35 protein-coding genes are annotated in these 26,456 nt (G+C 43.8%); 16 read left to right on the plus strand and 19 right to left on the minus strand.

From position 1 onward, the window contains the following. The first annotated feature begins 135 nt into the window (after positions 1–135). The gene (locus tag ACQEXS_RS02475) at positions 136–876 is read left to right on the plus strand and encodes a sporulation protein (protein WP_427012687.1); all 741 of its coding nucleotides are present in this window, start codon (positions 136–138) and stop codon (positions 874–876) included. Between the two features lie 4 nt (positions 877–880). Here the strand turns inward: ACQEXS_RS02475 and ACQEXS_RS02480 are convergent, their stop codons facing one another. Both ACQEXS_RS02480 and ACQEXS_RS02485 read right to left on the minus strand, forming a co-directional pair. Beyond that, entirely contained in the window at positions 881–1,843 is a 963-nt protein-coding gene (locus ACQEXS_RS02480) for a DUF3187 family protein (protein WP_427012688.1), read from the minus strand. 111 nt (positions 1,844–1,954) lie between these two features. Next, on the minus strand, positions 1,955–2,728 hold the full coding sequence (locus tag ACQEXS_RS02485; protein ID WP_427012689.1) for a phosphoribosylglycinamide formyltransferase: 774 nt from the start codon (positions 2,726–2,728) through the stop codon (positions 1,955–1,957). A gap of 321 nt (positions 2,729–3,049) precedes the next feature. Here ACQEXS_RS02485 and ACQEXS_RS02490 point away from each other — a divergent pair, with 321 nt between their 5' ends. Continuing rightward, positions 3,050–3,700, plus strand: coding sequence for a thiopurine S-methyltransferase (locus ACQEXS_RS02490; protein ID WP_427012690.1), 651 nt, complete (start codon positions 3,050–3,052; stop codon positions 3,698–3,700). 50 nt (positions 3,701–3,750) lie between these two features. Here ACQEXS_RS02490 and purT read toward each other — a convergent pair whose 3' ends face one another. Then, complete coding sequence (gene purT, locus ACQEXS_RS02495) at positions 3,751–4,926, minus strand: formate-dependent phosphoribosylglycinamide formyltransferase (protein ID WP_427012691.1); 1,176 nt, start codon at positions 4,924–4,926, stop codon at positions 3,751–3,753. A gap of 277 nt (positions 4,927–5,203) precedes the next feature. On the opposite strand from purT, the gene ACQEXS_RS02500 reads away from it, so the two are divergent. The 4 genes from ACQEXS_RS02500 (at position 5,204) to ACQEXS_RS02515 (ending at position 9,906) form a co-directional block, all read left to right on the plus strand. Beyond that, positions 5,204–6,622, plus strand: coding sequence for an SLC13 family permease (locus ACQEXS_RS02500; protein WP_427012692.1), 1,419 nt, complete (start codon positions 5,204–5,206; stop codon positions 6,620–6,622). 3 nt (positions 6,623–6,625) lie between these two features. Beyond that, positions 6,626–7,963 (plus strand): ATP-binding protein, encoded by a 1,338-nt coding sequence (locus ACQEXS_RS02505; protein WP_427012693.1) that lies wholly within the window; start codon positions 6,626–6,628, stop codon positions 7,961–7,963. Then, positions 7,950–8,429 carry a response regulator gene (locus ACQEXS_RS02510; RefSeq protein ID WP_427012694.1) on the plus strand — a complete coding sequence of 160 codons (480 nt, stop codon included), beginning with the start codon at positions 7,950–7,952 and terminating at the stop codon, positions 8,427–8,429. The genes ACQEXS_RS02505 and ACQEXS_RS02510 overlap by 14 nt, the downstream gene beginning before the upstream one ends. 268 nt (positions 8,430–8,697) lie before the next feature. Beyond that, entirely contained in the window at positions 8,698–9,906 is a 1,209-nt protein-coding gene (locus tag ACQEXS_RS02515; protein WP_427012695.1) for an HD-GYP domain-containing protein, read from the plus strand. A gap of 60 nt (positions 9,907–9,966) precedes the next feature. On the opposite strand, the gene cdd is transcribed toward ACQEXS_RS02515, so the two are convergent. The 4 genes from cdd to sbcB form a co-directional block, all read right to left on the minus strand. Then, the gene (gene cdd, locus ACQEXS_RS02520; protein ID WP_427012696.1) at positions 9,967–10,854 is read right to left on the minus strand and encodes a cytidine deaminase; all 888 of its coding nucleotides are present in this window, start codon (positions 10,852–10,854) and stop codon (positions 9,967–9,969) included. Between the two features lie 200 nt (positions 10,855–11,054). Continuing rightward, positions 11,055–11,732, minus strand: coding sequence for a CidB/LrgB family autolysis modulator (locus ACQEXS_RS02525; RefSeq protein ID WP_367988943.1), 678 nt, complete (start codon positions 11,730–11,732; stop codon positions 11,055–11,057). Next, positions 11,732–12,097, minus strand: a complete 366-nt coding sequence (locus ACQEXS_RS02530; protein ID WP_367988944.1) for a CidA/LrgA family protein — start codon at positions 12,095–12,097, stop codon at positions 11,732–11,734. The genes ACQEXS_RS02525 and ACQEXS_RS02530 overlap by 1 nt, the downstream gene beginning before the upstream one ends. Before the next feature lie 48 nt (positions 12,098–12,145). After that, positions 12,146–13,570: an exodeoxyribonuclease I gene (sbcB, locus tag ACQEXS_RS02535; protein ID WP_427012697.1), complete on the minus strand. Its 1,425-nt coding sequence runs from the start codon at positions 13,568–13,570 to the stop codon at positions 12,146–12,148. 182 nt (positions 13,571–13,752) lie between these two features. Between sbcB and ACQEXS_RS02540 the strand changes: the two genes are divergently transcribed. Further along, complete coding sequence (locus ACQEXS_RS02540) at positions 13,753–14,949, plus strand: tyrosine-type recombinase/integrase (protein WP_427012698.1); 1,197 nt, start codon at positions 13,753–13,755, stop codon at positions 14,947–14,949. Here ACQEXS_RS02540 and ACQEXS_RS02545 read toward each other — a convergent pair. From ACQEXS_RS02545 to ACQEXS_RS02595, 11 genes are all read right to left on the minus strand, one after another. After that, on the minus strand, positions 14,946–15,251 hold the full coding sequence (locus ACQEXS_RS02545) for a helix-turn-helix transcriptional regulator (RefSeq protein ID WP_427012699.1): 306 nt from the start codon (positions 15,249–15,251) through the stop codon (positions 14,946–14,948). The genes ACQEXS_RS02540 and ACQEXS_RS02545 overlap by 4 nt on opposite strands. 64 nt (positions 15,252–15,315) lie before the next feature. Then, positions 15,316–16,167, minus strand: coding sequence for a 3'-5' exonuclease (locus ACQEXS_RS02550; protein ID WP_427012700.1), 852 nt, complete (start codon positions 16,165–16,167; stop codon positions 15,316–15,318). A 213-nt stretch (positions 16,168–16,380) separates the two neighbouring features. Beyond that, positions 16,381–17,385 (minus strand): nucleoid-associated protein, encoded by a 1,005-nt coding sequence (locus ACQEXS_RS02555; protein WP_427012701.1) that lies wholly within the window; start codon positions 17,383–17,385, stop codon positions 16,381–16,383. Between the two features lie 41 nt (positions 17,386–17,426). Then, positions 17,427–17,588, minus strand: a complete 162-nt coding sequence (locus ACQEXS_RS02560; RefSeq protein WP_427012702.1) for a hypothetical protein — start codon at positions 17,586–17,588, stop codon at positions 17,427–17,429. Between the two features lie 112 nt (positions 17,589–17,700). Beyond that, complete coding sequence (locus tag ACQEXS_RS02565; RefSeq protein ID WP_427012703.1) at positions 17,701–18,099, minus strand: hypothetical protein; 399 nt, start codon at positions 18,097–18,099, stop codon at positions 17,701–17,703. Beyond that, positions 18,092–18,283, minus strand: coding sequence for a hypothetical protein (locus ACQEXS_RS02570; RefSeq protein WP_427012704.1), 192 nt, complete (start codon positions 18,281–18,283; stop codon positions 18,092–18,094). Before ACQEXS_RS02570 ends, ACQEXS_RS02565 begins: the two co-directional genes overlap by 8 nt. A 2-nt stretch (positions 18,284–18,285) precedes the next feature. Beyond that, a complete protein-coding gene (locus tag ACQEXS_RS02575; RefSeq protein WP_427012705.1) occupies positions 18,286–18,762 on the minus strand; it encodes a hypothetical protein in 477 nt (158 codons plus the stop codon). Beyond that, complete coding sequence (locus tag ACQEXS_RS02580) at positions 18,762–19,001, minus strand: DUF7220 family protein (RefSeq protein ID WP_427012706.1); 240 nt, start codon at positions 18,999–19,001, stop codon at positions 18,762–18,764. The genes ACQEXS_RS02575 and ACQEXS_RS02580 overlap by 1 nt, the downstream gene beginning before the upstream one ends. 70 nt (positions 19,002–19,071) lie before the next feature. Next, positions 19,072–19,449, minus strand: coding sequence for a hypothetical protein (locus ACQEXS_RS02585; RefSeq protein WP_427012707.1), 378 nt, complete (start codon positions 19,447–19,449; stop codon positions 19,072–19,074). Between the two features lie 6 nt (positions 19,450–19,455). After that, positions 19,456–19,710: a hypothetical protein gene (locus ACQEXS_RS02590; protein ID WP_427012708.1), complete on the minus strand. Its 255-nt coding sequence runs from the start codon at positions 19,708–19,710 to the stop codon at positions 19,456–19,458. Positions 19,711–19,865: 155 nt separating this feature from the next. Then, complete coding sequence (locus tag ACQEXS_RS02595; RefSeq protein WP_427012709.1) at positions 19,866–20,135, minus strand: hypothetical protein; 270 nt, start codon at positions 20,133–20,135, stop codon at positions 19,866–19,868. Between the two features lie 218 nt (positions 20,136–20,353). Here ACQEXS_RS02595 and ACQEXS_RS02600 point away from each other — a divergent pair, with 218 nt between their 5' ends. Then, a complete protein-coding gene (locus tag ACQEXS_RS02600; protein ID WP_427012710.1) occupies positions 20,354–21,094 on the plus strand; it encodes a hypothetical protein in 741 nt (246 codons plus the stop codon). Here ACQEXS_RS02600 and ACQEXS_RS02605 read toward each other — a convergent pair whose 3' ends face one another. Continuing rightward, positions 21,095–21,793: a LexA family protein gene (locus ACQEXS_RS02605; protein WP_427012711.1), complete on the minus strand. Its 699-nt coding sequence runs from the start codon at positions 21,791–21,793 to the stop codon at positions 21,095–21,097. It abuts the gene before it with no gap. A gap of 100 nt (positions 21,794–21,893) precedes the next feature. Between ACQEXS_RS02605 and ACQEXS_RS02610 the strand changes: the two genes are divergently transcribed. From ACQEXS_RS02610 to ACQEXS_RS02645, 8 genes are read left to right on the plus strand one after another with little or no spacing between them, the layout of a single operon-like run. Next, entirely contained in the window at positions 21,894–22,145 is a 252-nt protein-coding gene (locus ACQEXS_RS02610; RefSeq protein WP_427012712.1) for a hypothetical protein, read from the plus strand. 39 nt (positions 22,146–22,184) lie between these two features. Continuing rightward, complete coding sequence (locus ACQEXS_RS02615) at positions 22,185–22,736, plus strand: hypothetical protein (protein WP_427012713.1); 552 nt, start codon at positions 22,185–22,187, stop codon at positions 22,734–22,736. Positions 22,737–22,782: 46 nt separating this feature from the next. Then, positions 22,783–22,914 (plus strand): hypothetical protein, encoded by a 132-nt coding sequence (locus ACQEXS_RS02620; RefSeq protein WP_427012714.1) that lies wholly within the window; start codon positions 22,783–22,785, stop codon positions 22,912–22,914. Further along, positions 22,911–23,621 (plus strand): hypothetical protein, encoded by a 711-nt coding sequence (locus ACQEXS_RS02625; RefSeq protein WP_427012715.1) that lies wholly within the window; start codon positions 22,911–22,913, stop codon positions 23,619–23,621. The genes ACQEXS_RS02620 and ACQEXS_RS02625 overlap by 4 nt, the downstream gene beginning before the upstream one ends. After that, complete coding sequence (locus tag ACQEXS_RS02630; protein ID WP_427012716.1) at positions 23,618–24,484, plus strand: hypothetical protein; 867 nt, start codon at positions 23,618–23,620, stop codon at positions 24,482–24,484. The genes ACQEXS_RS02625 and ACQEXS_RS02630 overlap by 4 nt, the downstream gene beginning before the upstream one ends. Further along, positions 24,481–25,212 (plus strand): ATP-binding protein, encoded by a 732-nt coding sequence (locus tag ACQEXS_RS02635; protein WP_427012717.1) that lies wholly within the window; start codon positions 24,481–24,483, stop codon positions 25,210–25,212. Before ACQEXS_RS02630 ends, ACQEXS_RS02635 begins: the two co-directional genes overlap by 4 nt. Then, the gene (locus ACQEXS_RS02640) at positions 25,212–25,844 is read left to right on the plus strand and encodes a DNA N-6-adenine-methyltransferase (protein WP_427012718.1); all 633 of its coding nucleotides are present in this window, start codon (positions 25,212–25,214) and stop codon (positions 25,842–25,844) included. The genes ACQEXS_RS02635 and ACQEXS_RS02640 overlap by 1 nt, the downstream gene beginning before the upstream one ends. Continuing rightward, positions 25,845–26,435 (plus strand): transposase, encoded by a 591-nt coding sequence (locus ACQEXS_RS02645; protein ID WP_427012719.1) that lies wholly within the window; start codon positions 25,845–25,847, stop codon positions 26,433–26,435. It abuts the gene before it with no gap. Positions 26,436–26,456: the final 21 nt, after the last annotated feature.

Consider the following 26,456-nt stretch of genomic DNA (forward strand, 5'->3'; position numbering starts at 1 on the left):
AGAGCTTTTGTGCGGTAGGGCCAAATTGAGTAGCGAAAATTGGCGTAAATGAAGCGATGGTAGTAAATCTCTTGCATTCATTATGATAGACGTGTAAATCGATATTGAACTAAAAAGGAAGTATAAGGATTCACAATGTTTGGTAAATTGAAAGCGTCTTTAGGGATAGGAGCAGCAAAGGTTGATACCATTTTGGAAAGCATGTCCGTTTATCAAGGTGACACGTTGAAGGGCCATGTGCACATTCAAGGTGGAGATGTTGAACAACAAGTCGATGCAATCAAACTTAAGTTGTGTACGGAAATGAAAGTGGAATCTGATAGTGGCAGTAGCTACCAAGACTTTTTACTCGGCCAATTGCAAGCAACTCAACCATTTGTGATTCAACCCGGTGAGAATAAGCAAGTTGCTTTTGAGTTAAAGTTAGACGATGAAACACCGATTACGGCGTTAAATGCACTTAAAAACCAATGTCATGTTTGGTTGGAAACAACCTTAGATATTGATTTCGCCATCGACCCTAAAGATCGTGATTTTGTTGAAGTGAAACCACTTCCTGTTGCTGGAAAAGTCATTGCGGCAATTGAACAGGCAGGGCTTGCTATGGTGAAAGCTGATGTCGAAAAAGGATACCTTCGTGGTGGCTCGTTTTCATCTAAATCTGGCTGCTATCAAGAAATTGAATTCCGCAATAGTGGTTTCATCAATAAAAAAGAAATCGAACTGTCATTTATTTTGGATGGCTACCAAATGCATTGCTTAGCAGAAGTCGATCGCTCATTTGGTCGTGGTGATCAATATGTGTCATTTACCCTGCCTTGTGACGCAAGTGATGCTCAGATCCAAGCTGCTGTCGCTCGTGTGCTAGCGGTGTAGACCATTAAAAACGGTACCGATATCCAAGAGAAAACGCGATATCGGTGCTGTTGTCTGCATTAAACATGTTTTCCGTTGCTGTAAGTTCTACTGCTGAGTGTTCAAACTGATAGCGGTAACCTAATGTAAATTCCGTTGCGGGTTTTGAAAACTCGTCTCGTCCTTCCGATATACCTTCATACACCATCAACTGACCAATGAGTTGGTGATCTTGCCAAAATCGATATCGATAACTTAAGCCTGTTGACAGTGTGGTTTCTTTTGTCGGAAAGCTGCCTAGAACATCCGAAGAATGACGGCAGGTAAAGCTAACAATGGCATCCAAACGATGTTGATTTCTTATATAGCCATAGTTTATTTGTAAGGCTTGTTGAAACTTGCTAGTGCTCAGAATACTTTGATCGGCATTGTTGAAATACCAAGATAAGCCAAGTGATGCGCCATGATGAGCCTTTTCAATGAGTTGGTATTGAGCGTAGAGCGTGAGCGCATTACTTAATGTTTTGCCTCGAAAATTAGCTTCGTCAATGTCGTATTCAGGAATGCTGATCACAAAGCGATTTTCATCCACATCTTTGCGGCCATTTTGATCTAAGCCAAAGGCGCCATGGAATGCGGTGGTTAATCCATCCAGATGGTTATTGCCTGCGTAGTTCCAGCGATAATTAAGTGCCAATTGCCACTTTGCGTTCAATTGCCATGTCCCTCCCAGTGCGATTTGGTTTTGGTAGTAATCCAGCTCGTACGTTTCTGTGACGGCCCAGATGCTGGCGATTGTTCCGGTAATAAACAGTTCTTTTTCATCAATAGGTAATGAGAACCCAGAGCGCAGCTGGGGGGATAAAGCATTGGTTTGAAAAGGGGATTGTGAATAAGTTTGTAACGGACCGTATTCAACTTGAGCATGGCTACTTAGAGCAAACCCAAATGTTAACGTGACAACAACTAACAGGCGTTTGTTGACCATTTTCGCCTCACTACTTTACGACGATAACTTAACTATAGTGGGCGAATGAAGATCATGGGCAATAAAAAACCAGCGTGGCTTACGCTGGTTTTATTATCATGGTTTGGTTTTCTAAGCGGCGGATAAATGCGTTGTTATGTAGGGTTGCCATGCATTTTGATACAGCTCGCGTGACTCTCGGCGCATGTTTTTAATCTGTGCCAGTTCAATCTCAGATAACGCACGTTCTTGCAGTGAAGCAGAGCGTTCAAGCTTTTGGATCCTTTCATATAGGTCATGTTCAGGGCCACTTTTTACATCAGCAATGGCCTTCAAATGAATTTGAACCTCTGCAATCAGCTGAGTTTTTGGTAGCTGAACCAATACGTTTAAATCGCGATAACCAGATGCGGCAGGCTTCTTAAAACGGTTTTTGACTTTCACAATGGTCGTTTCTCGATTGAGAACTTCGTACGCTTCCATTACTCCTGCTACATCATCAGCAACAATCGTTGCGCGCGCTAAGTCAGTAATTCTTTCTGGTTTATTATCTAACTCCAAGGCGATTTTTTCTTTAGCGCGATGAGAAGATTTTACGCCAGCAAAGTATGCATCGGTGTTGGTCAGTAGAGCCGTACTTTTACAGATGGTTTCTAACTCAAACTGAGCCTGATGTGCTTTGCTGTAGAGAACATCAAAGTCCGAGTAAGGCTGTAGAGGTGTTGAATTGATCGATTGAATGCCATAAAGGCCGCTGAGGTTGTGTTTAAATGCCTTAGAACACACTTCATTTTGATTGGTTGCCCGGTTGCCGTCACTACTTGGCGCCATGGGAATAGCGGCGAATGCAGGTGCTCGGCTCAATACTAAAAGCATTAATGCCGTAGTACGCAAGAATAAGCTCATTCACTCTCCTTAGATTTGTAGTGGCTTAAAAAAGGAAACTTAAAGGAAATCGTTGCCAACAAATCTGAGTCTCTGTTTTCTTTATGGGGTTGAAAATCGGACTTCCAATCCCTCAAAATCGAACAATTCGTAAACTATGAACCGCGTCTCAAATACATAGGATTAGAGTGGTTTTCTTTTTTAAGGTTCATCGTTAAGTCGTAACAGAGTATAAATAACGATTCTGAACCCAAGATGAATTATTTTGACAGCTTCATCTCGGCGTTGAATTGGTTTAGGCTAGACCGGGTAAAGTCATTCAAAAAATACGAGAATAAAACGATGAGAGACCCCGAATTTTGGCATAACAAGTGGGCCGCCAACCAAATTGGATTTCACCTCGACGATGTGAACCCACTGCTCATCAACTATTGGCATCATACTAAGCCACAGCGAGAAGACGCCGTCTTTGTTCCTTTATGTGGTAAATCAGAAGATCTCGTGTGGCTCGCGACAAAGCATTATGAGGTTCAAGGTGTAGAGTTAAGCCAAATCGCAGTGCGCGCGTTTTTTGCCGAGCATTTTTATACCCCGACGGTAACACCTGTAGCGAACCAACATGAGCTGTATCAGTTTGATGAATTGTCGATTTATACCGGTGATTATTTTACTGCACCAGTGCAGCCGGTCGATATCATCTATGACAGAGCTGCTTTAATTGCTTTACCGCTAGAAATGCGCCTTGAGTATGTTGAGCGACTGAAAAGGCTACTTAAACCAGGTGGACGGATTTTGCTGATAACATTAGATTATCCGCAAGAGGAGATGGCGGGACCTCCGTTTTCAGTCACGAAAACTGAGGTAGAGAATTTGTTTAGTGGTTATAAAATTACACAGCTGTTTCGTGATGATGCGGATGAAACACATCCTAAAATTGCTAAAAAAGGGTTGAGCCGATTTGCGGAAGAAGTCTTTTTAATCGAAAGTGCTTAAGCACGAAAAAACGCTTGCCATTGGCAAGCGTTTTTCATTTAGTCGCGATTTTAGTAGAGGACTTTCACTTTCCCTGCGCTATCAATAGCGTCTTCAATCGCCTGCTCCATGCTATCTCTACGAGTGATTGCGACCCCTAAGCGTCGACGTCCATCAATGTCTGGTTTGCCAAATAGACGGAGCTGAGTGTTTGGTGAGGTTAGGGCTTGTTCAAGGCCTTCGAAACGAATGTTGGAAGAGGTTCCTTGCCCAAGGATAACCGCAGAAGCTGCTGGACCAAACTGAGTGATACCCGCAATCGGCATACCCGTGAAAGCACGAACGTGAAGGGCGAATTCAGACATGTCTTGTGACATCAAAGTGACTAAGCCTGTGTCATGTGGGCGAGGTGATACTTCATTAAAAATAACTTTGTCACCTTTAACAAACAGCTCTACACCAAAAATACCGTAGCCACCTAATGCGTTTACGATTTTCTCTGCCGTGTATTCTGCGGCTTTCAATGCAACATCAGACATCACTTGAGGCTGCCAAGATTCACGATAATCCCCATCTTCTTGACGGTGGCCGATAGGTGCACAGAAATGAACGCCATCAACTGCACGGACGGTGAGCAGTGTAATTTCGTAATCAAAGTCGATAAAACCTTCAACGATCACACGACCTGCACCCGTTCGGCCGCCTTCTTGTGCGTATTCCCATGCTTTTTCAATATCTTCTGGGGCTTTAATGACGCTTTGCCCTTTGCCAGAAGAGCTCATCACGGGCTTACAAACACATGGTGTACCAACGGCTGCTACAGCGGCGACAAATTCTTCATAGCTATCTGCAAATTGATAAGGAGAGGTAGTCAATTCGAGTTCTTCGGCAGCTAAACGGCGGATACCTTCACGGTTCATTGTCAGCTTAGTGGCTTTTGCCGTTGGGACTACGTTTAAGCCAGTTTTTTCTAGCTCTACCAGCTTGTCTGTGGCGATCGCTTCAATTTCAGGAACGACATAATCAGGCTTTTCCAACTCAATAATACGTTGCAGTGCATCGCCGTCGAGCATATCCAACACGTGGCTGCGGTGCGCGACTTGCATTGCAGGTGCATCAGCGTAGCGGTCACATGCGATAACTTCTAAGCCAAGACGCTGACATTCAATGGCTACTTCTTTACCCAGCTCACCAGAGCCAAGTAACAAAACGCGAGTAGCACTTTCACGGGTAGCAGAACCAAACATGGGATACCTCAAAAAAGTAATGGAAATAAGAGAGTTGCCGGGATCATACTGATAATTTTTTGAAAAGCAAACGTTTGCGCAATTGGTGAATGCATTTTTTATTGCCAAGAAAACTTAGAGGCAAAGCACATTTTTTATACCTATTTGATAGTGAAACCTAATTCATTGATCTAACGCCATATCCCTCTTTTGAGGTAGCGAGAAGATGCCGGGTAGGTGACAGAACTGCGAATCAGTTCAATCGCCTTATGTCTGTCTCAGGAAGAGTTGTCGTATCATGCGTTTGTCTAGTAAGTATATTGTCCCAATCATCATTCCTCTCATTGTTCTGTTGATGCCATTGTCTGCATTTCCATTTGAGGGCATCACCATTATTCAACAACGAGTTATCGCCATATTCTTATTGGCAGCTTTATGTTGGGTGTTTGAACCGATCCCAATCTATGCCACGTCGGTTGTCATCATCGTTCTTGAGTTATTAATGCTCTCGAATAAGGGAATCGTACTTTTTCGTCTTGAGGAAGGGCAGCCGCATTTTGGTGAGTTGCTGAAATACAACGAAATCATGGCAACCTTTGCCAGCCCCATTATTATGCTTTTTCTAGGGGGCTTCTTTTTGGCGATGGCGGCAACAAAGTATCGTTTAGATGTCAACTTAGCACGTGTGTTACTCAAACCATTTGGTCAAGACCCCAAATTTGTCATGCTTGGCTTAATGTTGATCACCGCTATTTTCTCAATGTTCATGTCAAATACCGCAACCACAGCAATGATGTTGTCAATTCTAACTCCAGTCATCGCCGTGTTTGGGCCAAAGGACCCTGGTCGTATCGCGTTTGCGTTATGTATTCCTGTCGCGGCAAATATTGGGGGTATCGGAACTCCAATCGGCACACCACCAAATGCGATTGCTCTTAAGTATTTAGTGGGAGATGCGTATATCTCTTTTGGCGAATGGATGGCATTTGGTGTGCCTTTTGTCGTTGTGATGATGGCGTTAGCGTGGTTTTTGATCAATAGCTTGTACAAAGCTGAGCAGCAAAGGATTGAGCTGTCAATTAAAGGCAAGTTTCTCAAAACGCCAAAGGCGATAGTTGTCTATATCACATTTGGTCTAACCATATTACTGTGGCTGATGGGCTCATCGCACGGTATGAATTCATATACAGTAGCTTTGATCCCTGTTGCGGTGTTCTCTATTACAGGGATCATCAATAAAGAAGACCTCAAAAAAATCTCTTGGGATGTCCTGTGGCTAGTTTCTGGTGGTATTGCCTTAGGTCTAGCATTAGACAAAACAGGCCTAGCGAAATTGGTTGTACACAGCATTCCATTTGGTGATTTCTCTCCTTACTTGGTGTTATTTGGTGCAGCTTTCCTATGTTTGTTAATGGCTAACTTCATGTCCCATACGGCGACAGCAAACTTACTGATGCCGATCATGGCAGCATTAGGTGCATCAATGACGTCACTAACGCCATTAGGCGGCGAAGTGACGCTTATTCTAGTGGTGACCTTTGCGGCCTCACTCGGCATGTCATTACCTATCAGTACACCGCCAAATGCACTGGCCCATGCGACGGGGCATGTGCAGAGTAATCAGATGGCTCGCGTTGGTGTGGTATTGGGTGCGGTCGGTGTGTTACTGAGTTTCGTATTGGTTTGGGTATTACACTCCGTTGGACATATCGGGTAAACGATGAATGCAGAAGATTTCCAAGCACTAAAACTGCGTTATTTTAGCGATCCTAGTCGCCAGCTCACGGTGCAAGCGGGCACCACGCTGATTGAGCAAGACGGTTACAATGATAAGTTGTTTTATGTGATCTCTGGTGAACTAGAAGGATACTTTAAAGAGCTGTCGGAACCACCAACTAAAGTCTTCTCAGCAAGTAGTGGTGCTTTTATTGGCGTTCATAGCTTTTTCTCCGGAACATGGACCGCGTCTTCTACTGTGATTGCCAAAACTGACTTAGAACTAGCGTGGGTTGACCGACATACACAAGCCTACAAGCCGAAAAATTTTGGTCCTTTAACCGCACAATTTACTCCGGTAATCGTCAATGAACTTTCTCGTCGCCAGCGCCGCGCTACTCAAGAAGCTTTAGCAAAAGAGCGAGCACTTCAGAAACTTAGTATTGCTGAACAAATGACGACATTAGGGCAGCTAGCAGCGGGAATTGCTCATGAATTGAATAACGCCATTGGGGTGGTCAACAGTAAAGCTGAACGACTGGAAAGCGTTATCATGCAACTGCTTGAGGAAGTGCATCCTGAAGCGAGTGAATTTTTTGATGTGGGCTTGATGCAAGGCCAAAAAATGTCTTCATCAGAGGCTAGAAAGAGAGCCCGAATGTTAGAAAAGGAATACGGTTTTTCTCGTTCAGTTGCTAAATCATTAGCGAAAGCCTTGCCCGAAGGAGAGGTCTCTTCTCGCTGGTTGAATCAGCCGGAAGATACCATTCGATACTGGCAGATGGGACGTGATTTACATGACTTACGTTTGGCATCAAAGCACACCGTAGGCATCGTAAAATCAGTGAAACAACTGGGGCGAACGGACGTAAATCAAGATGAATCGCTTAGTATTAACGACACGCTACAAAAGGCGTTAGCTTTGCTTCAAAGTGATCTCAGGCGAGTCGCTGTTCGCTTTCGTCCTGCAGATCTTCCTGCATTTGTTGGCTCCCAAACTGAATTGGTCCAAATATGGGTCAATATTATTAAAAACGCATGTGATGCGATGTGTGAAACCCCGAATCCTGAGATAGATATTCGAACTCGGGTCAGCAAGTCAAGATTGTTGATTACCATTGCAAATAATGGGCCCGAAATCGACGAAGCCACTCGAAGAAAGATCTTCCAGCCCAACTTTACAACCAAAAAAGGAGGGTTATCGTTTGGCTTGGGTTTGGGTCTATCGATCGTGAGGCGGATTGTGTCAGGGTATGGTGGAAGCATTGTGGTGAAGAGTGATGATACACACACTATTTTCAGAATTAAGTTACCAATAGAGGAACGATATGGAGAAGCTTAATGTAATTTGTGTCGACGACCAGCGTGAAGTGCTCAGTGCAGTGCTACAAGATCTTGAGCCGTTGCTTAGTTGGTTAAATATCGAAGATTGTGAATCAGCTGATGAAGTACTGGAACTTATGGATGATCTCGATGCAGACGGTGAGCACATCGCAGTGGTTGTTTCTGATCATGTCATGCCGGGTAAAACTGGAGTCGAACTGCTGACGGAAATTAGCCAAGACACGCGTTTTCCTGCAACAAGGAAAATATTACTCACAGGGCAGGCGACGCACACTGATACGATTAATGCAATTAACCGTGCTGGTATTAATCACTATTTCGAAAAACCATGGAATGCTGACGCACTAATAGAAGCGATTAGAAACCTAGTGACAGAATATATACTGGAACAAGGGTTAGATTACGAAAACTGGCATGGAGAACTTGATCAAGAGGTATTGTTGAAGCATTTAAGATTAGGTTAAGTGTTTCATTTTCTTACCGTACCCTAAATGGCGTGCATATTTTGTGGTTATTGAAAATGTGCACGAATACCCACTGTTGTATCACAAATGAATTAATTTAGTTATTACTTAATGATACTTTTGTGAATTGTTGTACATTGTGGCGGTACCAAATGATGATATTGTTGACTTATGCATCAAGCAGCAGATTAAATTAGTAAATCTATTAATAGTAGAGTGATATTATTTGTTACACTTTACTAAACCTTAGTATTAATCGGCTATATTCATGCAATACGATCCAGAACAATCAATAAAAATCGCAATTGCCGACCTGAATGTCGGTATGTTTGTGACTGCATTAGAAGATAGTAAACGTGTCAACTTGGCCAACGCTGGTAGGGTGTCGTCAGACAAAGCAATCCAGCAACTGAAGAAAAACGGAATCAAATATGCGTGGGTTGATCAGCAATTGTCTGCGAAAGGCTTAACATTTAAGCCAATCAATGATGTTGAACCAGAAGCGGAAGTCGCTTTACCAGAAGATACGCCGACAAAAAGGGTAAAACGAAGCCGCTTTGGCCAGCAAAAAAAAGCCAAGAAAATAATTAAAGAAGCAAAGGATCTTGCTCAGAAACTTCTGAATCATACCTTTGAAGGCAAGATTGTCGAAGTTGCAGAAATAGAAGATTGGGCAGACGATTTAATTGAAGCGGCGCTGGTTGATTCAGATGCGCTGCAATGCGTTTCTGCATTAAGACAAAAAGACAGTTACCTACTCGAACATTCAGTGAATGTTTCATGCTTATTGGTGACCTTCGGTAAGCACCTTGGTATGCCCAAAGAAACCCTGAAGCAAATGGCAATTGGGGGCATCATTCATGATGTCGGCAAGGTGAAAGTGAAAGACGAGGTGCTACACAAGCCCGCAAAACTCACGCCAGATGAATTTGAGCACATGAAACTTCACCAAGTGTTTGCTAAAGATCTCATTTCTCCTATTCAAGGCTTAAGCGATGTGAGTCGGGATGTGTGTTTAATGCATCACGAGAAACTCGATGGGACTGGCTATCCGAATGGTTTAAAAGAGGAACAAATCCCTCAACACGGCAGAATGAGCTGTATTGTTGATATCTATGACGCGCTGACTGCTGATCGTTGCTATAAACTGGGAATGAGCTCTGCTGCAGCATTTAAAATCCTGTTAAGCCTAACGCCTTTCCATCTGGATCGAGAGCTTGTGTATAAATTCATAAACTGCATAGGCATGTACCCGGTTGGCTCTATCGTTGAGTTAAGCGATGGACGAGTGGGTATTGTATGGACATCGAATGAGTCTGAGCCGCTCAAGCCTGAAGTAAAGTGTTTTTACACTCGAAAATACCAGCGTTTTTGCGAAGTGGCGTATGTGGACTTAAAACACTCGAAACTGAAGATTGAGAGTGCGATTTCTCCAAGCTATCTTGAAGTGGATGCGACGCCGTTTTACGACGATTAATCCGTGATAGAAACACTTCAAATAAAAGAAAGGCGCAGTATTCAGCGCCTTTCTTCTTACTTATATAGCGAGATAGCTTACGGGAATGTCTGGATTAATCGCTTCCAGCGTAGCTTGCGTGTCTGCTAGGTGGCTGATGCTACCGTCTGCCATTTCTGCTAACGCTGCTGATTCAATATCAGTTAGCTGCTTGCCATCCAGTAACAATTGGATCATCGCGACTTGTAGTGGAGGTAAGCTTGGGTTAAAGGCGGCATTCTCAGCGTAAGCACCGGAATACACCTTCCCGTAACGTGATTTCAGTGCGACGCCACTCAAGTTATGTGTATACGGAGCATGGCTCTTATTTAATGAAGCGAGGGCAAGTGACACTAACTCATCTTGTTCTTCCGATTCTTTGCCATGATTAACGGAAGACATAAGTCCCGACTCAATACCAAGGTCGGCTGGACCAAATGATTCAGGTAAATATTCTTGTAATGTCATTTCATCACGCTGTGGTAATTGAACGACTAGCTCTTTTGCCGTGGTCAATTCGTTCATAAACTGACGGCAATGACCACATGGGCTGAAGTTGATGGTGATGTCTGAAATACCAGTTTCACCTTTCATCCATGCATGGCTGATGGCAGATTGTTCAGCATGAACGGTCTGGCCTAATTGTGCGCCAGATATTTCAACATTTGCACCAAAATAAAGGCGACCAGAGAGGCCACGCACGATTGCACCAACATAGAAATTAGAAATTGGCGCATAGGAGTAGGCGGCAGCAAAGGGGAGAAGAGCAACACGCATTTCAGCGTCGTCTAAACCAGTAAGCTCACGTAACTTAGAAAACTGTTCGGTAGACAAAGTCGCGTCAAAGTCGTCGGCTAAAACAATCGGGCCAAGGTAGTCGGCAATCGCTTTTGGTGTTTCCGCTAATGCTTGTTCGATGCGGCTATTCATAGTGAGTCCTTGTGATTACATTGGATCTCATTCTATGACATCAAGAGAACATTGCTGAGATTTTTGTCACATTAATTGCTGTAACGATATATATGATTTCATAGTTAGAGTGATGTCACACATGTTATCGATTACATGCCATTCAATCGTGATATGCATCGAACCTAAAAACGAGCTAAGCCATTTTGGTGGTGAATGACTTAGCTTGCCATCCACAGTGCTAGTGTGAAGAACGTCGGTGCCAGAATTGAAGTGATGACGCCACACACAACTAACGCGAGTGAGCTAAAAGCAGCATCTTGGCCATCTTTTTCGGCACATGTTGCAGTGCCAAGAGCGTGTGAAACCGTGCCCATGGTTAAACCTTTCGCGATAGGGTGGGTAATCCCTAGCATGTTGTATATTGGGTAGGCAAGAATAGCTCCGAACAGGCCGACAATTAACACTAAAATGGCTGCTATGGCAGGCTCTCCGCCAAGGTGGCTGGAGACTTCCATCGCGATTGGAGTCGTGACAGATTTTCCGAGTAAGCTGGCGATCAGTGACATATCTGCCTGCATATAAACGGCAATCATACTTGCAGTTAACATTGACATGATGCTGCCAACGCCACACGCTAACATGATGATTCGCCAGTTAGACTTAATCTGCGGGAGTTGTTCGTACAGCGGGTAAGCCAATGCAACAACAGCAGGTTGGAGTAGAAAGCTAATCCACTCATTATCCGCGTAGTAGCTTTCAAACGGTACTTTTAGGTACATCAAGACGGGGATAAGTATTGCAATACTGATGAGCAATGGATTCATTAACGGAGAGTTACATTTCCTACTTACCCAACGTGCAAAAAAGAACACAATGATCGTGACTGGTAACCACATTATTTGTTCCCCTTCTTCAGTAATCTATCGAGCATCAACCCTAAAACAACAAGAACAATTAAGGTGCCACCGACAGCACTGGCTAAAATCGGCAAGGCATTGGCGATAAGCATGTCAAAGTGTTCCATTAATCCAACACTGATAGGAACAAACAGCAAAATCATGTAACGGATGAACAGGGTGGCAGAAGGGCGGACCCAGTCAACAGAAACCAAACCACTAGCCATGAGCCCAAATAGGATCAGCATGCCAATAATACTGCCGGGAATCGAAATATCGAGTAAGTGCTGAATGTTAATTCCAGCCAGTAAGCAGAGTAGGATAAGACCCATTGACACTGCATACTGTAAAATTGTTTTAGCCATATCTTCTGTTGAACAAGGTATAAACGATTGAGAGTAAGTATCAGAACATTACGAAATAAGCTTCTCAACGTATTGATAAACGGATTTTAAAATAGCGATCTTCTTTTGAGCACTTTCATATTCGTGAACTAAGTTTTCCAGATTCAACATGTAATCTTCAATACGACTTTCGAAATAATCTCGGCTATGAGATGCCCAGCGTTGTTGTTCTGATTCACTGAGCGTCCATGGATAATGTCGAGCGCGGTAGCGGAATAATAGAGGTTCAATACGCTTATCATTAAACGAGATGTCTAATGCCGCTAGGTTGTTTACTTCCGTTTCGCGAATAATATCCATGGCGGCTTTATCGGCTGGAGAGAAAAAGCCATCGTAGAGCATTGTGTCTACGTCGTTACTCTTTTTATATTCGCGTTCGATGTTATACAAACCGATCAGCTTTTCTCTGATCTCTGGGTGCTGGCGAAGTAAGGCGAGGTTCTGCAGACACTTCTCACGATCAATCCCAATGATTTCTGCATTTTCAGCAGTAAGTGTTTTTGCAGGTGCAAGGATTGGGCATTTATTCAGGTGCACGAGCTTAATGGGAACGGGTAGCTCATCTGCGGCTAAATCAGCATGTTTCGTGTATAGGCGTTGTTGCAGCTGCTCAGAGTCAAGCTCAAGTAATGGGGTTGGATCTTTTGCCAAATCGACCACAATGACGGCATTTTGGTTAGTTGGGTGCCAAGCAACGGGAACCACCCAACTGGTGTAATTGCATTCACGCCCAAGCATCCCGGAGACATGCATCAGTGGTGTCATGTTTACGATATCCACTAACTCATTCAGCTTGCGTTTATGGCGCATGTTGAGGAAGTAATCGAATAGCTTTGGCTGGGCGGCTTTCAGCTTCTTCGCCATTTCTATGGTCGCGATGACATCAGCCATTGCATCGTGCGCATTCTCGTGTTCGATACCATTGGCAACAGATAAGTGTTCCAACTTAAAACTGGTATAACCTTCATCATTTTCAGGCCATTCGATGCCTTCCGGACGAAGTGCATGACACGCGCGCATTACGTCTAATAAGTCCCAACGCGAGTTTCCGTTTTGCCAGCTCCATGCATACGGATCAAGAAAATTGCGGTAGCAGGTATAACGTGTCACTTCATCATCAAAGCGAATACTGTTGTAACCAAGGCTAATGGTATTAGGTGTGGCAAGTTCAGCGTGTATCTTGGCAATAAACTCAGGCTCTGGCAGTCCGTTTTGCATCGCGGTTTGAGGTGTGATCCCGGTAATTAGTGCCGCTTCAGGGGATGGGAGGTAATCAGAAGGAAGCTGGCAATAAATAACCAAGGGTTCGCCTATGATATTAAAATCCATATCGGTGCGTACGCCAGCAAACTGACTTGGACGATCTTTCGCTGGGCTGGTTCCCCATGTCTCATAGTCGAAGAAGAAGAATGTAGGTTGTTCGTTGTTGTTCATTGTTTTGTTAGTCTTTTCGAAATTCTTCAAATCAAGCCTTGTGTATCAGTCGATTAGCCCTGTCAGTTGTGCTATCTTTTGAGTTGAATTTTATTGTTTTTGCATGTTTTACATTTGCACTTGCGTCTAAATATGTGTCTAAATTCTGTAAGTGCTGCGTCCTAATTTCTAAGGTATACAAATTGAGCATCACAGATAAGCAGCTAAAGGCTATTGCTAAGCAAGCAGAGTATAGCGGCCCAGCAGAACTGAATGACGGTGAAGGGCTAATTGCGAAGATATCGCCTAAAGCAAACATCACCTTCCAATATCGTTGCAGGTTCAATGGTAAAAACAAACGCATCCGTATCGGGAAGTATCCGATAATCAGCCTTAAGAATGCAAGGCAAATCCACAAAAGGATGCTAGAGCTAAAAGAAGAAGGCAGAAACCCAGAGATTGCGATCACCGGAGAAACCGACTTTGTAACCTTGAAAGACTGTTTGGATTATTGGTTTGAACACAAAGTCTCAACCCAAAAAGAAGGTACTCAGGTTCTTTATAGATCAGTAGCAAACAACTATTTTTACGATGCTTTTCCTGATACCGATGTAGAAAAAATCCCCGCCCGTGATTGGATGCGTTGGTTCGATGAAATAGCCAAAAAGAACCCAAAGACCGCAAACTCAGCATTTTCAAAAATGCGCGCCTGTCTTAACTTCTGCAAGTCAAAGTTTATAATAGACGGAACCCACTTTGAGAAAATTCGCCAGAAAGACGTTGGAGAGACACCGAAAGATGGAGATCGCGTTCTAACGTTGCCAGAGCTTGCTAAAATCTGGATCACAATTGAGCGCAGCAAGGCAGGTACATCTACCAAAAACCTGCACCTAATTACCTTGCTTTGGGGTAACCGGCTATCTGAGCTGCGCTTAGCTAGGCGTGAACATTTCGATATGGTTAACGACATTTGGACGGTGCCGCCAGAGCTAAGCAAAATGAGAAACACCATCCGTAGGCCCATTCCTAAACACATCAAACCCATGTTAGAAAGGCTGATGAATATTTATGAGGATTACCTGTTTCCCGGCGCATCGCTTCATAGTCCCATCACGATTTCAGCGGCAAACAGATACATTAGAAGACAAAGAGCTCTATTAACCCTGCCGCATTGGAGAACGCACGACTTTCGACGAAGCATATCAACAACATGCTCAGCTCTTGGTGTTATGCCACACGTAACAGAAAAAATGCTAGGGCATGAACTAGTTGGCGTGATGGCAATCTACAACAAGCACGATTGGCTACCAGAGCAAAAAGCCGCTTACGAAATGTTTGCTGATGCCCTGTTTGAGCAAGTTAAAAAAGAACTCGAGCACGATAAAGAAAAAGCGAGCTAACTGCTCGCCTTAAAACCACCCTCATGTTCTACCCATTCCATCACCGCTGTTCTTAACCAGCGCAGGGGAGATTTACTTATTGGCTCTGGGAAGTTTCGATTTTTGCGCCAAGCGATGATCGTAGTACGGTTCTTATTAAAAAACTCCAGCACCTCTTTGTGACACATCACCTTGTCGGATGACTCTGGATAACGTTTCTCATCATAAACAGCCTCATCAGTTGTGGGGGCGCTCTCAACTGAAAAAGAAGGTGGAGTGTAACTAAAGTTCATTGGAGACGTATTGAAATTTGAATAAGTCATTGCACAATTCTCTATTTAAAGCTCTGAAGAAAGCCGCTGGTCAGGCGGCTAGAATTAGAATTTACTAGTTAAAAGCTTGCCAGATTTCACTGACATAGCGCGCTTGAAACTTCGCATCAGCAAGTGCAGAGTGATGAACCCCATCACGTTCTAGCGTTGATTTTGGGTCGATATTAAGGATCTCTTTCCCCATCTTCACGATGGTGCGAACGTCGAGATCATTCCAGTGGATGAAGTTAGGTTTAATTCGGCATGCCTTAAACGCATTTTGAACAATAACGTTATCAAACTCCTTCCCATTGCCCCATACGCAGATATCATTTGGATCCCCAATATCAGCGAGCCATTGATTGAACTCTGTCAGAGCATCTTTCAGTGATGATTTTGGCGTGTCTTTTTGGTAAATGTAGCGAGCTTCTTCACTTTGCTGTAACCACCAAATCACCGTTGAAGCATCGATGTCGCCATAGTAAGCAGAGCTATTCAGATTGATAACTTCCTCAAAATCTGCCCCAAGCTCACCGTTGCTTGGGTTAAATGCTACGGCACCAAGTGAAGTAAGCGCAGCCTTGCTACCTTTCCCCATGCATTCAACATCAAGCATGATGTGTTTTGTATTGGGAACAGCCCACCAAACATAAGGGCCATCTTCTGTATCGTGGATTGATAGGATAAAAGAGCTACGTGATGGCGGTGTCGGTTCCCACTTGATGCAGCTTTCACCATCCTCAATCCATTCATTGATGATCTGTTCATCTGCTTCATTTTCCATTGCCACGATTTCTACGGCAATGTCGTTCTCTGCTTCGAAAGCTTCAAGCGTGGCTTTAGATACGACTTCGCCAAAATTAGGTAGGTTAGGATGAGTCCAAAAACCCATTTCATCGCGTTCTACTACTAGTTTTTCAATCTTCATTGCACAGTTTCTCGTTTAGTTTGTAATAAATAGGCCGCTGGTCAAACGGCCAAGGTGATTAAATTGTGTTTCTGCGGTTGTCTAGTTCAAGCCACGCATTTCTTCGTGTTGATTCTCGGTAGTTGGTAGAGTTAGCAATCTTGACCAAATCTACAGTCAACATAGTGCGTAGTCGAAATACGCTAATGAACCAATTGCCTTGTAGGTGATTGCTCATGCGTTACCTCGTATTAACTGATCGCGAAGGTTCGGCGGTGTTCCCTTAATGGTTAGCGTGTCTGTTTCTGGGTCATAGAAAACTCGCTCACTAAATAGCTGGCGGTCGAAAGATATCTTCAAACCGCCGCCGGCACCTTTGAACTCTACCAAACCTTTAGCAATCGCTTTATTAGCAGGGAAACTATCAGAAAGCTCATAACCGTTTTCTTCAACATAAGAAGCGAAGTCAGTACCGTTAACCGCAGGCATGTCACAAGACAAATCCACTACGGTAATCTCTTCGCCGGAATTCGCAGCGTTAAAAGCAAATTCTTTAACCGATTTACGAATGTTGTAGGCTTCGTCTGGTTCATTGCTACTACTAGAAATAAAGTCTTCAACAGCCTGCTTAAGGACCAGATTCTCAGACTTAGGGTCAAGCCCGCTTTCGATTTCAAGGAAATCAAAGAAGAAGTCACTCACGCCACGGCCAGAGCGGCCACGTAAGAAAGAGATATAACGATCAGATGAGAGACAATTGCTGTGAGCAGTAAAGTCGATACGAGCCGCGATAGTGATCTTCGAAACATCAATATAGTTAGTCGGTTGAATGTGAAGCCCTTGGTCCACCGTCATACCGTCGATAAATGGGATAATAGATACCGTCAAGTACTCAGTCGCCAGAGAGCGGTAGTAAGCGAACACGAGTAAACCAGTATCAGAAAAAGGATATTTGCATAATTCGGATAGGAGCCGGTTCGCTTGACCTTGAGCAAAGTCAGCAAACGAAGCTGATTTGGAGGAAAGAGTAAGTTCAGAGCATGTGCGAAAATCACTCTCTTCCTTAAAATAACCAAAGCCCTTATTGGTTTTTTCGCTGATGGTGCGGTGAATATCTGACACCAAATGCTCAGACTTAGCGTTAATACCACACTCAGTGGTTGGCATTTCGATGATCAGCTCATCGTTTTCGTTCTTCACAAGGTTGAACAGATTTATTGCGAATAATTCTATGCTCATTGCACGTATTTCCTTTTAAGTTAGTAAAATGAAGCCAGTGGTCAGTTGGCTACGGTTTGTTTTGATTCTTCCGTAGGAAGATCGTATTTATAGCTAAGCTCTAAAGCCTGAAAGAACTCGTCCATTGCCATAGGGCGCTTTGAATCTTTCACTTTGGCTAACAACTCAAGCTCAGCTGGGGAAGGGTGGTTAATCCGTTCCACGGTAAATCTCCAACAGTGTTAAAAGAAAAGGCCATGCGCTTGCTATTTAACGACACCTAACGCCTCTATTGGCTATTAAAAGATAGGATTTGTTAACGCACAGCCTTTTAGGTTAGTTATATGACGTGGTTACTTGTGCAACCGTTTCCGAGTCACCATAAACACCACAGATCAAAGGTAAAGCTTCGTAATGTTCGATTAGCTCGCCTTTTTTATTTCGAACAGGAACGCCACGAGTTATGTACTTGCCATTTCCCCATTCTTTTTCACAGATACAGGGCGTCCACCAATAGCGCCAGTTGCGGCTAATGACAAAATCTTTACTCTCGCCCTTCTTTAAACCTTCCCGCATTTCCTCTAGAGAGTCGGTGCCAAAGTACTTCTCTATTTGTTCAGCACTCTGTGCTGCGTAAACTTCAGATTCTTCGCCATACCAAATAGCCTTGCGCCCTTGCAAAACCACATCACAAATCATTTGCTTTGCTTTTTTATTGCTTACACGTTTAGCCATTATGTTTACCTTCAACAACTACGCACTCACTACGCGCAAACGCACCGCATTTTTCACCAGTGTCACCGATGAAGTAGTAGAGTTTCTGGCGTCCTTCACCTTCGCCAATAACCTCAAATACACGACCTTTCTTGGCTCCGTGTTTATCCGCGATCGGCAGATCCGTTGTTAGTTTTATTTTCATGCTCACACCTTGCTGTTTAGTTTTGAAAGTAGCTCGATGTAGTTACTTCTGACGCCCAATAAAAACTCTCCAACCAGCTCCTTGTCTTGGATGTCTTGTGTAGCAATCAACATTTCCCTTAACGCCATAGCTAAATCATCACGCTCTTTGCGTAGCCGCTTCAGCTCTGGTGATTTTGCGTGCTTGTTCCAAGCAGTAATCGCATCTTCGTTAGTCGCATGCTCGCCACTTTGAAGCTTGCAACAGTAGCAATAAGCCTTTCCTTGTGATGCACCTACATCGTTACTTTCGCAACGTGGACACGATTCTATTTCTTCCGACTGCTCAAGCGACTGATAGGCCAACTTACATAGCTCAAGAGCGTCACTAGCATCGATTTTTATTTGTTTAAACCCAGCATCTAATGCGCAGTTGGCAAGGTGCATCATTTCGCCGATGTCAGATTTTTCAAAACCTGTTTTTCCTTTAGCATTTCCCATCACCTGACCTCCATATCCATAATTGGGTTGCGGTTTAGCTTGTGATTAAACAAACGGCGCAGTGCGTAGCTACGAATAATTGATACAACCGTAAAGAACGCACCAATCAACAGGTTGTCTTGCAGCGAAACATAAACACCGAAATACGGAAAAATGATCAGCTGACTAAGTAAGGCAAGAACATAACCAACCACAACGTTGCAGATGCTCTCTAACAAGCTTTGTTTTTTACTTTGCATCGCGGTTTCTCCAGCAATATAGGCCGTAGAACACAAGGCAAGTGAGGGCGTATATTAAAAGTCCCATGTGTTAACTCCCGGGTGAATAAATTCTGACTCGGTTTGTTGTGTGCCAGCACTGCGCATCACCTTTAAACAAACCGCCTTCACGCAACTTCGCACAACCTTCGGGTAGAGCCTCCCCACATTTACTGCATGTACCAAGTTCGGTTTTGATTTGCTCCATTTGCTTATGAGCACGAAGAATGCAAGCCTCTATCGCTTCAACTTCGGTATAAGGTTCCGTTGGAAATGCATAGAACTTGCGTACCTCATCCAGCTTTGCCTTTACCGTTGGATGAAGGGATAACCCTCTCACCTCATGGTTTCCACTTTGCTTTTTAGCTTTGCGGCACTTCTTAGCGCGTTTAGCTGCAAGCTTTCTTTTGTGCTCTAAGTCGTCGCTCATGCCGCTTTACCCTTGGCACGCTTGTTTTTGGCCGCTTTCTTTTTGGCAGGGGAGAGAAGCTGCTTTGCTTTTGCAAGACAAAACTCGAAGCATTTGCCCCCCCCTTGCGCCACCGAATGACGCGGTGTTGCGGTAGGTTTCAACAGCGAAATCAGCCCCGCGGTTTACTTCGATTGGCTCGTAGCCGTCAGAACTCAGGATTTGAGAAACATGTTTATGAATAAACTCTTCCTGAGAGTTACGAAAAATAACAGTACTCATTGCACATTCCTTATTTAGGGGTGAGTGCTCGTAATCAGGCATACGCTTGTCAGAGAGGTCAGCTCTGTATATACTTGATTCCGAGGCGTAAAAGTCTCATTGCACAAAGAATGCCCCTGTTGGTTTGGTCACCGATGGGGGCTTTCTCTTTCTAACTAATGGGTATTTACTCGGGCGTCTATCGTGGCTTGCAGTTGTACTAACTCCCCAAATAAGCCTTGAGCCTTTTCAAAAGCGCTTGGGTCGATCTGCAGTTGTAAATCTTTGAACTCTTCAGCCCCTTCAACAATGGCGTTTGCAGCGATACGTACAGGGTCGTCTTTTTGTAGGCTACAAGTTAGGTTGTCAAACTGCCGGCTTACCGTGTTTAGCAGTTGAAGGTTATTCAACAACTGATGCGTTTCATTTACGTTTAATGTCTTCATAGATAAGTTCTCATTACACAAAGTTCTCGAAATACCGATTGGTCAGGTCGGTTGGTTGTAAGTCGTTAATTGAAACTTACAGTTACTATAACCAGTGGTTTCTAATTGTCAATAACCTGTGGTTGTAAAAATAGTAAAAAATGACGTGAGCTGAGGTTTTGAAATTAATGGCTATGTACACTGATGCCTATCTTTAATGAAGGAGAATAAGGAAGTACATGAAGATTGTCGGTTGGATCCTTGCAGCATTTGTTGCTGTAAATGCTTTTGGTTTTTTTGTTGGAGGTGAGTATAAGAATGGTTTAGTTCTATTAATTGCCACAATAATTGCCATACCGCCATTTTGGGCGTACACAGATCGTTCAAGAGAAAAACATGGAATAGGAGGCCCGTTAAATAGAAAGTATTTCATTGGGATAGTTTTTGTTATTTACGCATTAGCAATTGCATTCCAGCCTAATGAAAAAGAAATGATTCAAGAGCTTGATCAACAAGTCGTGAATAACCAAGAAGAAAAAGATTTGGGAATTGAACCGGGTGAATTTTCAACGTATGTCGATATGTTTAGGCAAGAAAATCAGTTGCCTAGGTGGATGGAGCCACCTTATGAATTTGAAATTCAAGAGGGTGATGTTAGAGATACGTTTCAATACTCACCGAGACCAGCAATTTCTGTAACTGGTGCTTTGAATAAAGGTACAGGAAAAATTCACACTATATTTTTGAGTATCCAACCAAACGGATCTGAAAAGAACATTGCGGACGGAATCTTGGTGTTTTCTGCCATTTTAAATTCCATTGATATCAAGAGTGGGAAAGAAGCGCATGGAGATCTGATTATGCGTTCATTTCAATCATTAATGGAAGGAGGAAGCTTTGAGGAGAGAATGCAGAATTACGTTGTTGGCGGTACGATTGATGATCAAGTTGGAATTTTAATTGTATTCAATCCAGCTTGATTACTCCCCCATATAACTACCAACAACAACACCGCAAATTTCAATTCCCTCACCAAAGATCGGTTGGTGATGGGGATTGAGGGCTTTTAAGTATTGCTCACCAAATTCATTAATTGCCAGCTCTTTAAACGTATGTCCTTGATCAGTTCGAGCGATCACGCGTTTGCCTGGTAATGGTTCTTTCTCTGGGTCAACATAGATAATAGTTCCTTCTGGGTAACTCTTGCCATAAGGTGCAGTCATTGAGTCACCAACTACACGCAATGCAAATGTTCTGGCTGAAGCTGAACGATTAGGACAAAGGATAGTGTCACAATCTTGGGGCATGATTTGAGATTCAGAGCTACAGAAAGCGCCTGCTTGGACCCAAGATAAAATAGGCACTTCAAATCGCAATAGTGAAGGGACTACTTGCCCATATTCCGCCGCATTCACTCTTACTTCAAGAGATTCATTTACCTCATCACCTAGCAGCTCTTCAACACTAGCATTAACGATAACAGCAAGTTCGCCTATACGTTTGGTTTCTGGTAGAGCATCGCCTACCAACCATTTTCTGATAGCGGTAATTGAGATCTTACTACTCAATCGGTCTTGTATGTACTTAGCCCTACCTCTGAAAGGTATGCCATTACGAGTGCAAGCTTCATTAAGCTTGTCTGCGAATGTTTTTTTAGCTTGCATATCGTTGTAGTTCATTTTTAAACCTTTGAAATAACCATAGGTTATTTTAAATTGCTTTCATTGTCTTATCAGTTGTGTTTTAATTAAGAAACCAATAGTTGCAATTGGAGGCAATATGAAAAACATCGTAAGAATGGTTCTTACAAAATATTTCAATGGCAGTTACACCCAAATGGCTGAACTATTTGGTGTTTCTGCTCAAGCTGTTCGGAAGTGGGAGAATCAAGCATTCTTCCCCGCAGATACAGGACGGATGGAACAAGCTCATGCTCTCACTGGAATTGAGCGAAAAAAGTTAAATCCTCGGGCCCATCAAACATCAACAGACTTTAAATATAGGTTACAAAAATACCGCAAGGCAGCGTGATTGTGAGTGTTCTGTACAAACAACCAGTAAGGAAAAACCATGATACTTAGTTTAAAAAGCGTTACGCGTAACGCTGTAGAAGGATGGCGAACTGAAGTGAGCAAAGAATACATTGCTCGTAAAGTTGCTAGCCTTTACCACCGTTTTAACCTCAAGTTTGAAGTAGACGCACAACGCAAAGAACTACTGAAAGTTCCGGGCATTGACGACAAAAACAATGCTCAAAACTTCTTTCGTTATAACGAGCGTTCCAGCATGGAAGCGAAAGCAACCATTTTAGATTTATTACCCTCAATCATTGCTGCAATGCCAGTACAACGCGCCTTAGCGATGTTAAACCAATTCCTTAACCCGCTAGGATTTTCTGTTTCTAAGATTGGCGCAAATTCCGAAACGGCGAACCGTGACCAGCTTTTGCATGACCACAGCAAAGAAACTTCTGAAGCATTTCGATCTGTTATTTCGTTAGGTGAAAACGCCAGTATTGACCAACTGCGTGATGCCTACCGCGAGGTGCAAGAAGCAGAGGCTTCTCATAAACCAATCCTTAGATACCTTGAATCGTTAATGAACCAAAAAGAAGCTGCGTAGTGACTGACCATCACATGACACGCAACAACATGGAGAACTTTGTGCAATGAGTCTTACTTTAATTATTTACCACGGCTGTAAGGTGTGGGTGGCGTGCAATGGCCACTCACGTTTTGTTGTGTCTCGCCAGCAAGCGGCAGACATTTTCGCGTCGATCAAAGCGGGGGTGGCAGTATGAAAGTCGTCCCAATGATTTTTAATACCGAAATGGTTAAAGCGTTGCTTGATGGGCGCAAAACCGTTACTCGTCGTCCTGCGAAAAATCTATCTTTCTCTGAGCGTGTGGGGTTCACAGTTGGTGATTGGGCGTACGGCATTGGTTGTAACTTGCGTGAAACAATGAACAACTGTATCAGGTCCAAATCGTCAAAATGCCCTGCGCAGATTGGTGACTTAATTTATGTGCGTGAGACATTTGCCGCACTAGGTTATGACGACTACAAAGAAGTTTCAGCAAGTAGCTTTGAAGTATCAGAATACCGATATATGGCTAGTGAGCTAGAAGCGATAGCAAATGAAAAAGACCATGAGGTGCGGGGTTATCGTTGGCGTCCGTCAATTCACATGCCGCGCCGTGCAAGTCGCTTAACTCTCAAGGTAACAGACGTTCGTATTGAGCGAGTGCAGGACATTACTGAAGAGCAAGCGAAGTGCGAGGGTGTAAAAAATACAGTTTGGTTCAGCCCTTTTGGCTCGGAAGAGTCGGGATGGGTTAGCCTTGGTGGAAAGCTAAATGCTGAGTATAGAAATGGATTTGCGACAGTGTGGGATTCAATCTACCGAAACTGGCATGAAAACCCTTATGTATGGGTTATTGAATTCGAGGTTATCCATAAAAACGTTGATGCAGTTTTGCTTGATGCTGAGAAGGAGGTTGCGGCATGAACCTCGTAGAATTGCTCGATCGCCCCATTGCGTTCCACCGTCCTTTTGTTGAATTGGGGCTTGGTATCACTGGTGCGCTTTTCCTTAGCCAAGCGCTTTATTGGAGCCGTAGAACGAATAGTTCAGGCTACTTCTATAAGACTCAGGAAGAGTGGGAAGCTGAAACAGGTATGACGCGTCGTGAGCAAGAAACCGCGCGTAAAAAACTTAAGTCTTTTGGTATTTTGGAAGAGAAAAAACAGGGTGTTCCGTGCCGTGTTTTTTACCGAATTAACGATCAAAAATTGCTTTCAATACTCAGCCAAAAAGAGAGCGAAAACCAAGAAACGCCAGTTTGCACAGAAGCGCCAAACCAGTTTGGCGGAATGCGCCAAACTAGTATGGCGGAAACCGACACGCTAGATTGCACGAATCCGCCAAGCAGTGATGGCGGAAACAGCCAAACTAAAACAGAGATTACACAGAGACTACCAGAGACTACTTCAAAAGAAGGGGGGCAAAGTCGTAAAAAATTTCTGAGTTTTGTCGGAGAGGAAAACTTTGAAAAGAATCTCAATGCGAGTGCTTGGCTCGAATGGCTGGGTTATCGAAAAACGATCCTCAAGAAACCGTACAAGTCAGAACGCAGTGAACGCGCTGCAATGACAAAGCTGATTTCCCTTTCCGGAAATAATCATGCGATGCAAGAAAAAATTGTCAGCCAATCAATCGACAACGATTGGACAGGGTTGTTTGAGTTGAAAAGTGCAACCTACGGACAGTCTCGGTCTAGTGCTGGAACGACGGCACAAGTGGGGGAGAGTTATCGTGATGGAATGGATGTCTCAGCGTATCAGTTGCCGCAAAGCAAGGGGGACTCATGAATACTTTATCAAGACTTCAAGCCCGTATTCCTGCGCACATTAAGCCTTACACGGCTGAGCAGATGGAGCAGATTCGTAAGCAGTCGGCAGATGAAATCAGTCGAGATGTGTACAACCAACATCAACGCACCAAAGTTCAACAAGCTCTTGGGCGAAGTGGAATCGGCAAAAAACACACTCGTTGCAAGTTGGATAATTACATCACGGAATGCTCCGGCCAGCGCGTCGCCTACAATCATGCACATCGCTGGTTGAGTGACTACCTTGAGAAGCCCCATTGTCGCAGTTTTGTTTATTGTGGCACTACGGGTACAGGGAAGAACCACCTTGCTTGCGCTATCGGGAATAATTTACTGGCAAGAGGGCGATCGGTCATTGTTACAACGGTTGCGGATCTGATGATGAAGATCCGCGATAAATACAACCCCGGCAGCGTTATGACCGAGGCAAAATTCATCGAAGTACTGAGCGAGATTGATTTATTGGTTCTCGATGAGGTCGGCGTTCAGCGCATGAATGACCATGAAAACATCATGCTGAGCACGATTATTGATAATCGCTGGGCCAATGATTTGCCTACAGGCGTATTAACAAATCTCGAACATGATGATCTTGTTAAGTTGTTAGGGGTAAGAGTCGTTGAGCGCCTTCTAGAAGATGGAGAGTGGGTCACTTTTGTCTGGGAAAGTTTCCGTGAGAAGAACAGAAAGGCTAGGGAGAACGTGTAATGGCAATTCTTGTACATTCAACCTCAAAAGCTGAAGAGAAAAACCGTTGGGGAGCAACGTGGGATTGCTTCGAAGATGGGACAGCACTTTACGGTAAGCCGTTTATGCTTGATGTGGCCGCAGAGCCAGCTACCGCAAAAGTGAATCGCTTTTACACTTCTATCGAGTGGCTAGAGCAACGCGCAGGTAACTATGATAGCCGCGGTGTAGGTTTCACAAATAATGATTTTAACCCGCTAGCAAAGATCGTCGGGTTCGATGCGTTAAACCTTGAATGGGAAAATGATTGGTGGTGTAACCCGCCGTTTGATCTCAAGCAGTTATTTATTCAACAAGCGTACAAACAAGCACAGCAAGGCCGAAGTGGGATGATGCTGTTGCCATACGAGCCAGCAACTGGTTGGTGGCGTGAACTGGTTGACGGAAAAGCCACAGCCGTTTATGAGCCGGATGGAAGATATAACTTTCTTGATATAGATGGAGTAACTCAAAAGCGGGGCGTTAACTTTCCATCTGCGTTTGTATTGTGGACTCCTCACCATATGCATTACACACCGAAAATTCCTTTTAAAAGAGGCGTGTCGGATGAGTTAGGTGTCAACTTTAGAAAAAGACTATTGGAGGCAGCATAAATGCGACCAGAAACGTTATTGGCAAAGTTTAACTTAAAAGGGCTTAACTACGAGCAAATGCATAATGGCGGCGGTAAGGGGCTATTTAGTGTTGAAGAGCAGCTTGCAATGGTCGGTGTTACTTGGAGTGAATCGCCTGTTGGTTTTTTGGTGTTGTTCGTGGAGATGCACAATCATCAACACTCTCGCAAAATGTTAGAGCAAGCCATTGTGGCTGAATTAAATACGTTAACCATTACTTGGCGTGGGCAAAAAAGTGAACACGCGTTGAATGCGTTAGTTCATGCTGCGATTGAAGAGGCTATTTCTCCTTTGGGTCGCGTATGTCCAACATGTAATGGGTCGGGCTTGTATACAACGGCACGTCGGCAAAAGCGCAACTGTACTCACTGCAAGGAAGGCCGTATTCCGTGGAATATGGAAACGCGCTTTGCGGTGGTTTGTTCGGGGCGCTTTGCTTGCACCTATTCAATGTTTAAGCGATATCACTCAGTGCTTGAAAAGGTCACGTATTGGCTTTCCGGTAAGCGTAATGCAGCAATGCTTGCGTTAATGGAACGGATAGAGCAAGAGGAGGAAGCGGCAGCTTAAGTGATATATGATAACGCCCAT

The organism is Vibrio sp. TRT 17S01, assembly GCF_050113695.1.
GTDB lineage: Bacteria > Pseudomonadota > Gammaproteobacteria > Enterobacterales > Vibrionaceae > Vibrio.

Bases quoted from the DNA above. Each gene is read 5' to 3' on its own strand.
- ACQEXS_RS02550 (WP_427012700.1), bottom strand. From the start codon at position 16,167: ATGAAGATTGAAAAACTAGTAGTAGAACGCGATGAAATGGGTTTTTGG.
- ACQEXS_RS02485 (WP_427012689.1), bottom strand. From the start codon at position 2,728: ATGAGCTTATTCTTGCGTACTACGGCATTAATGCTTTTAGTATTGAGC.
- ACQEXS_RS02620 (WP_427012714.1), top strand. From the start codon at position 22,783: ATGAGTCTTACTTTAATTATTTACCACGGCTGTAAGGTGTGGGTGGCG.
- ACQEXS_RS02590 (WP_427012708.1), bottom strand. From the start codon at position 19,710: ATGAGTACTGTTATTTTTCGTAACTCTCAGGAAGAGTTTATTCATAAA.
- ACQEXS_RS02600 (WP_427012710.1), top strand. From the start codon at position 20,354: ATGAAGATTGTCGGTTGGATCCTTGCAGCATTTGTTGCTGTAAATGCT.
- ACQEXS_RS02625 (WP_427012715.1), top strand. From the start codon at position 22,911: ATGAAAGTCGTCCCAATGATTTTTAATACCGAAATGGTTAAAGCGTTG.
- ACQEXS_RS02480 (WP_427012688.1), bottom strand. From the start codon at position 1,843: ATGGTCAACAAACGCCTGTTAGTTGTTGTCACGTTAACATTTGGGTTT.
- ACQEXS_RS02605 (WP_427012711.1), bottom strand. From the start codon at position 21,793: ATGAACTACAACGATATGCAAGCTAAAAAAACATTCGCAGACAAGCTT.
- ACQEXS_RS02515 (WP_427012695.1), top strand. From the start codon at position 8,698: ATGCAATACGATCCAGAACAATCAATAAAAATCGCAATTGCCGACCTG.
- ACQEXS_RS02580 (WP_427012706.1), bottom strand. From the start codon at position 19,001: ATGCAAAGTAAAAAACAAAGCTTGTTAGAGAGCATCTGCAACGTTGTG.
- ACQEXS_RS02575 (WP_427012705.1), bottom strand. From the start codon at position 18,762: ATGGGAAATGCTAAAGGAAAAACAGGTTTTGAAAAATCTGACATCGGC.
- ACQEXS_RS02505 (WP_427012693.1), top strand. From the start codon at position 6,626: ATGAATGCAGAAGATTTCCAAGCACTAAAACTGCGTTATTTTAGCGAT.
- ACQEXS_RS02595 (WP_427012709.1), bottom strand. From the start codon at position 20,135: ATGAAGACATTAAACGTAAATGAAACGCATCAGTTGTTGAATAACCTT.
- ACQEXS_RS02640 (WP_427012718.1), top strand. From the start codon at position 25,212: ATGGCAATTCTTGTACATTCAACCTCAAAAGCTGAAGAGAAAAACCGT.
- cdd (WP_427012696.1), bottom strand. From the start codon at position 10,854: ATGAATAGCCGCATCGAACAAGCATTAGCGGAAACACCAAAAGCGATT.
- ACQEXS_RS02530 (WP_367988944.1), bottom strand. From the start codon at position 12,097: ATGGCTAAAACAATTTTACAGTATGCAGTGTCAATGGGTCTTATCCTA.
- ACQEXS_RS02510 (WP_427012694.1), top strand. From the start codon at position 7,950: ATGGAGAAGCTTAATGTAATTTGTGTCGACGACCAGCGTGAAGTGCTC.
- ACQEXS_RS02635 (WP_427012717.1), top strand. From the start codon at position 24,481: ATGAATACTTTATCAAGACTTCAAGCCCGTATTCCTGCGCACATTAAG.
- ACQEXS_RS02565 (WP_427012703.1), bottom strand. From the start codon at position 18,099: ATGGCTAAACGTGTAAGCAATAAAAAAGCAAAGCAAATGATTTGTGAT.
- sbcB (WP_427012697.1), bottom strand. From the start codon at position 13,570: ATGAACAACAACGAACAACCTACATTCTTCTTCTTCGACTATGAGACA.
- ACQEXS_RS02525 (WP_367988943.1), bottom strand. From the start codon at position 11,732: ATGTGGTTACCAGTCACGATCATTGTGTTCTTTTTTGCACGTTGGGTA.
- ACQEXS_RS02615 (WP_427012713.1), top strand. From the start codon at position 22,185: ATGATACTTAGTTTAAAAAGCGTTACGCGTAACGCTGTAGAAGGATGG.
- ACQEXS_RS02570 (WP_427012704.1), bottom strand. From the start codon at position 18,283: ATGAAAATAAAACTAACAACGGATCTGCCGATCGCGGATAAACACGGA.
- purT (WP_427012691.1), bottom strand. From the start codon at position 4,926: ATGTTTGGTTCTGCTACCCGTGAAAGTGCTACTCGCGTTTTGTTACTT.
- ACQEXS_RS02545 (WP_427012699.1), bottom strand. From the start codon at position 15,251: ATGACTTATTCAAATTTCAATACGTCTCCAATGAACTTTAGTTACACT.
- ACQEXS_RS02555 (WP_427012701.1), bottom strand. From the start codon at position 17,385: ATGAGCATAGAATTATTCGCAATAAATCTGTTCAACCTTGTGAAGAAC.
- ACQEXS_RS02585 (WP_427012707.1), bottom strand. From the start codon at position 19,449: ATGAGCGACGACTTAGAGCACAAAAGAAAGCTTGCAGCTAAACGCGCT.
- ACQEXS_RS02490 (WP_427012690.1), top strand. From the start codon at position 3,050: ATGAGAGACCCCGAATTTTGGCATAACAAGTGGGCCGCCAACCAAATT.
- ACQEXS_RS02645 (WP_427012719.1), top strand. From the start codon at position 25,845: ATGCGACCAGAAACGTTATTGGCAAAGTTTAACTTAAAAGGGCTTAAC.
- ACQEXS_RS02630 (WP_427012716.1), top strand. From the start codon at position 23,618: ATGAACCTCGTAGAATTGCTCGATCGCCCCATTGCGTTCCACCGTCCT.
- ACQEXS_RS02475 (WP_427012687.1), top strand. From the start codon at position 136: ATGTTTGGTAAATTGAAAGCGTCTTTAGGGATAGGAGCAGCAAAGGTT.
- ACQEXS_RS02500 (WP_427012692.1), top strand. From the start codon at position 5,204: ATGCGTTTGTCTAGTAAGTATATTGTCCCAATCATCATTCCTCTCATT.
- ACQEXS_RS02610 (WP_427012712.1), top strand. From the start codon at position 21,894: ATGAAAAACATCGTAAGAATGGTTCTTACAAAATATTTCAATGGCAGT.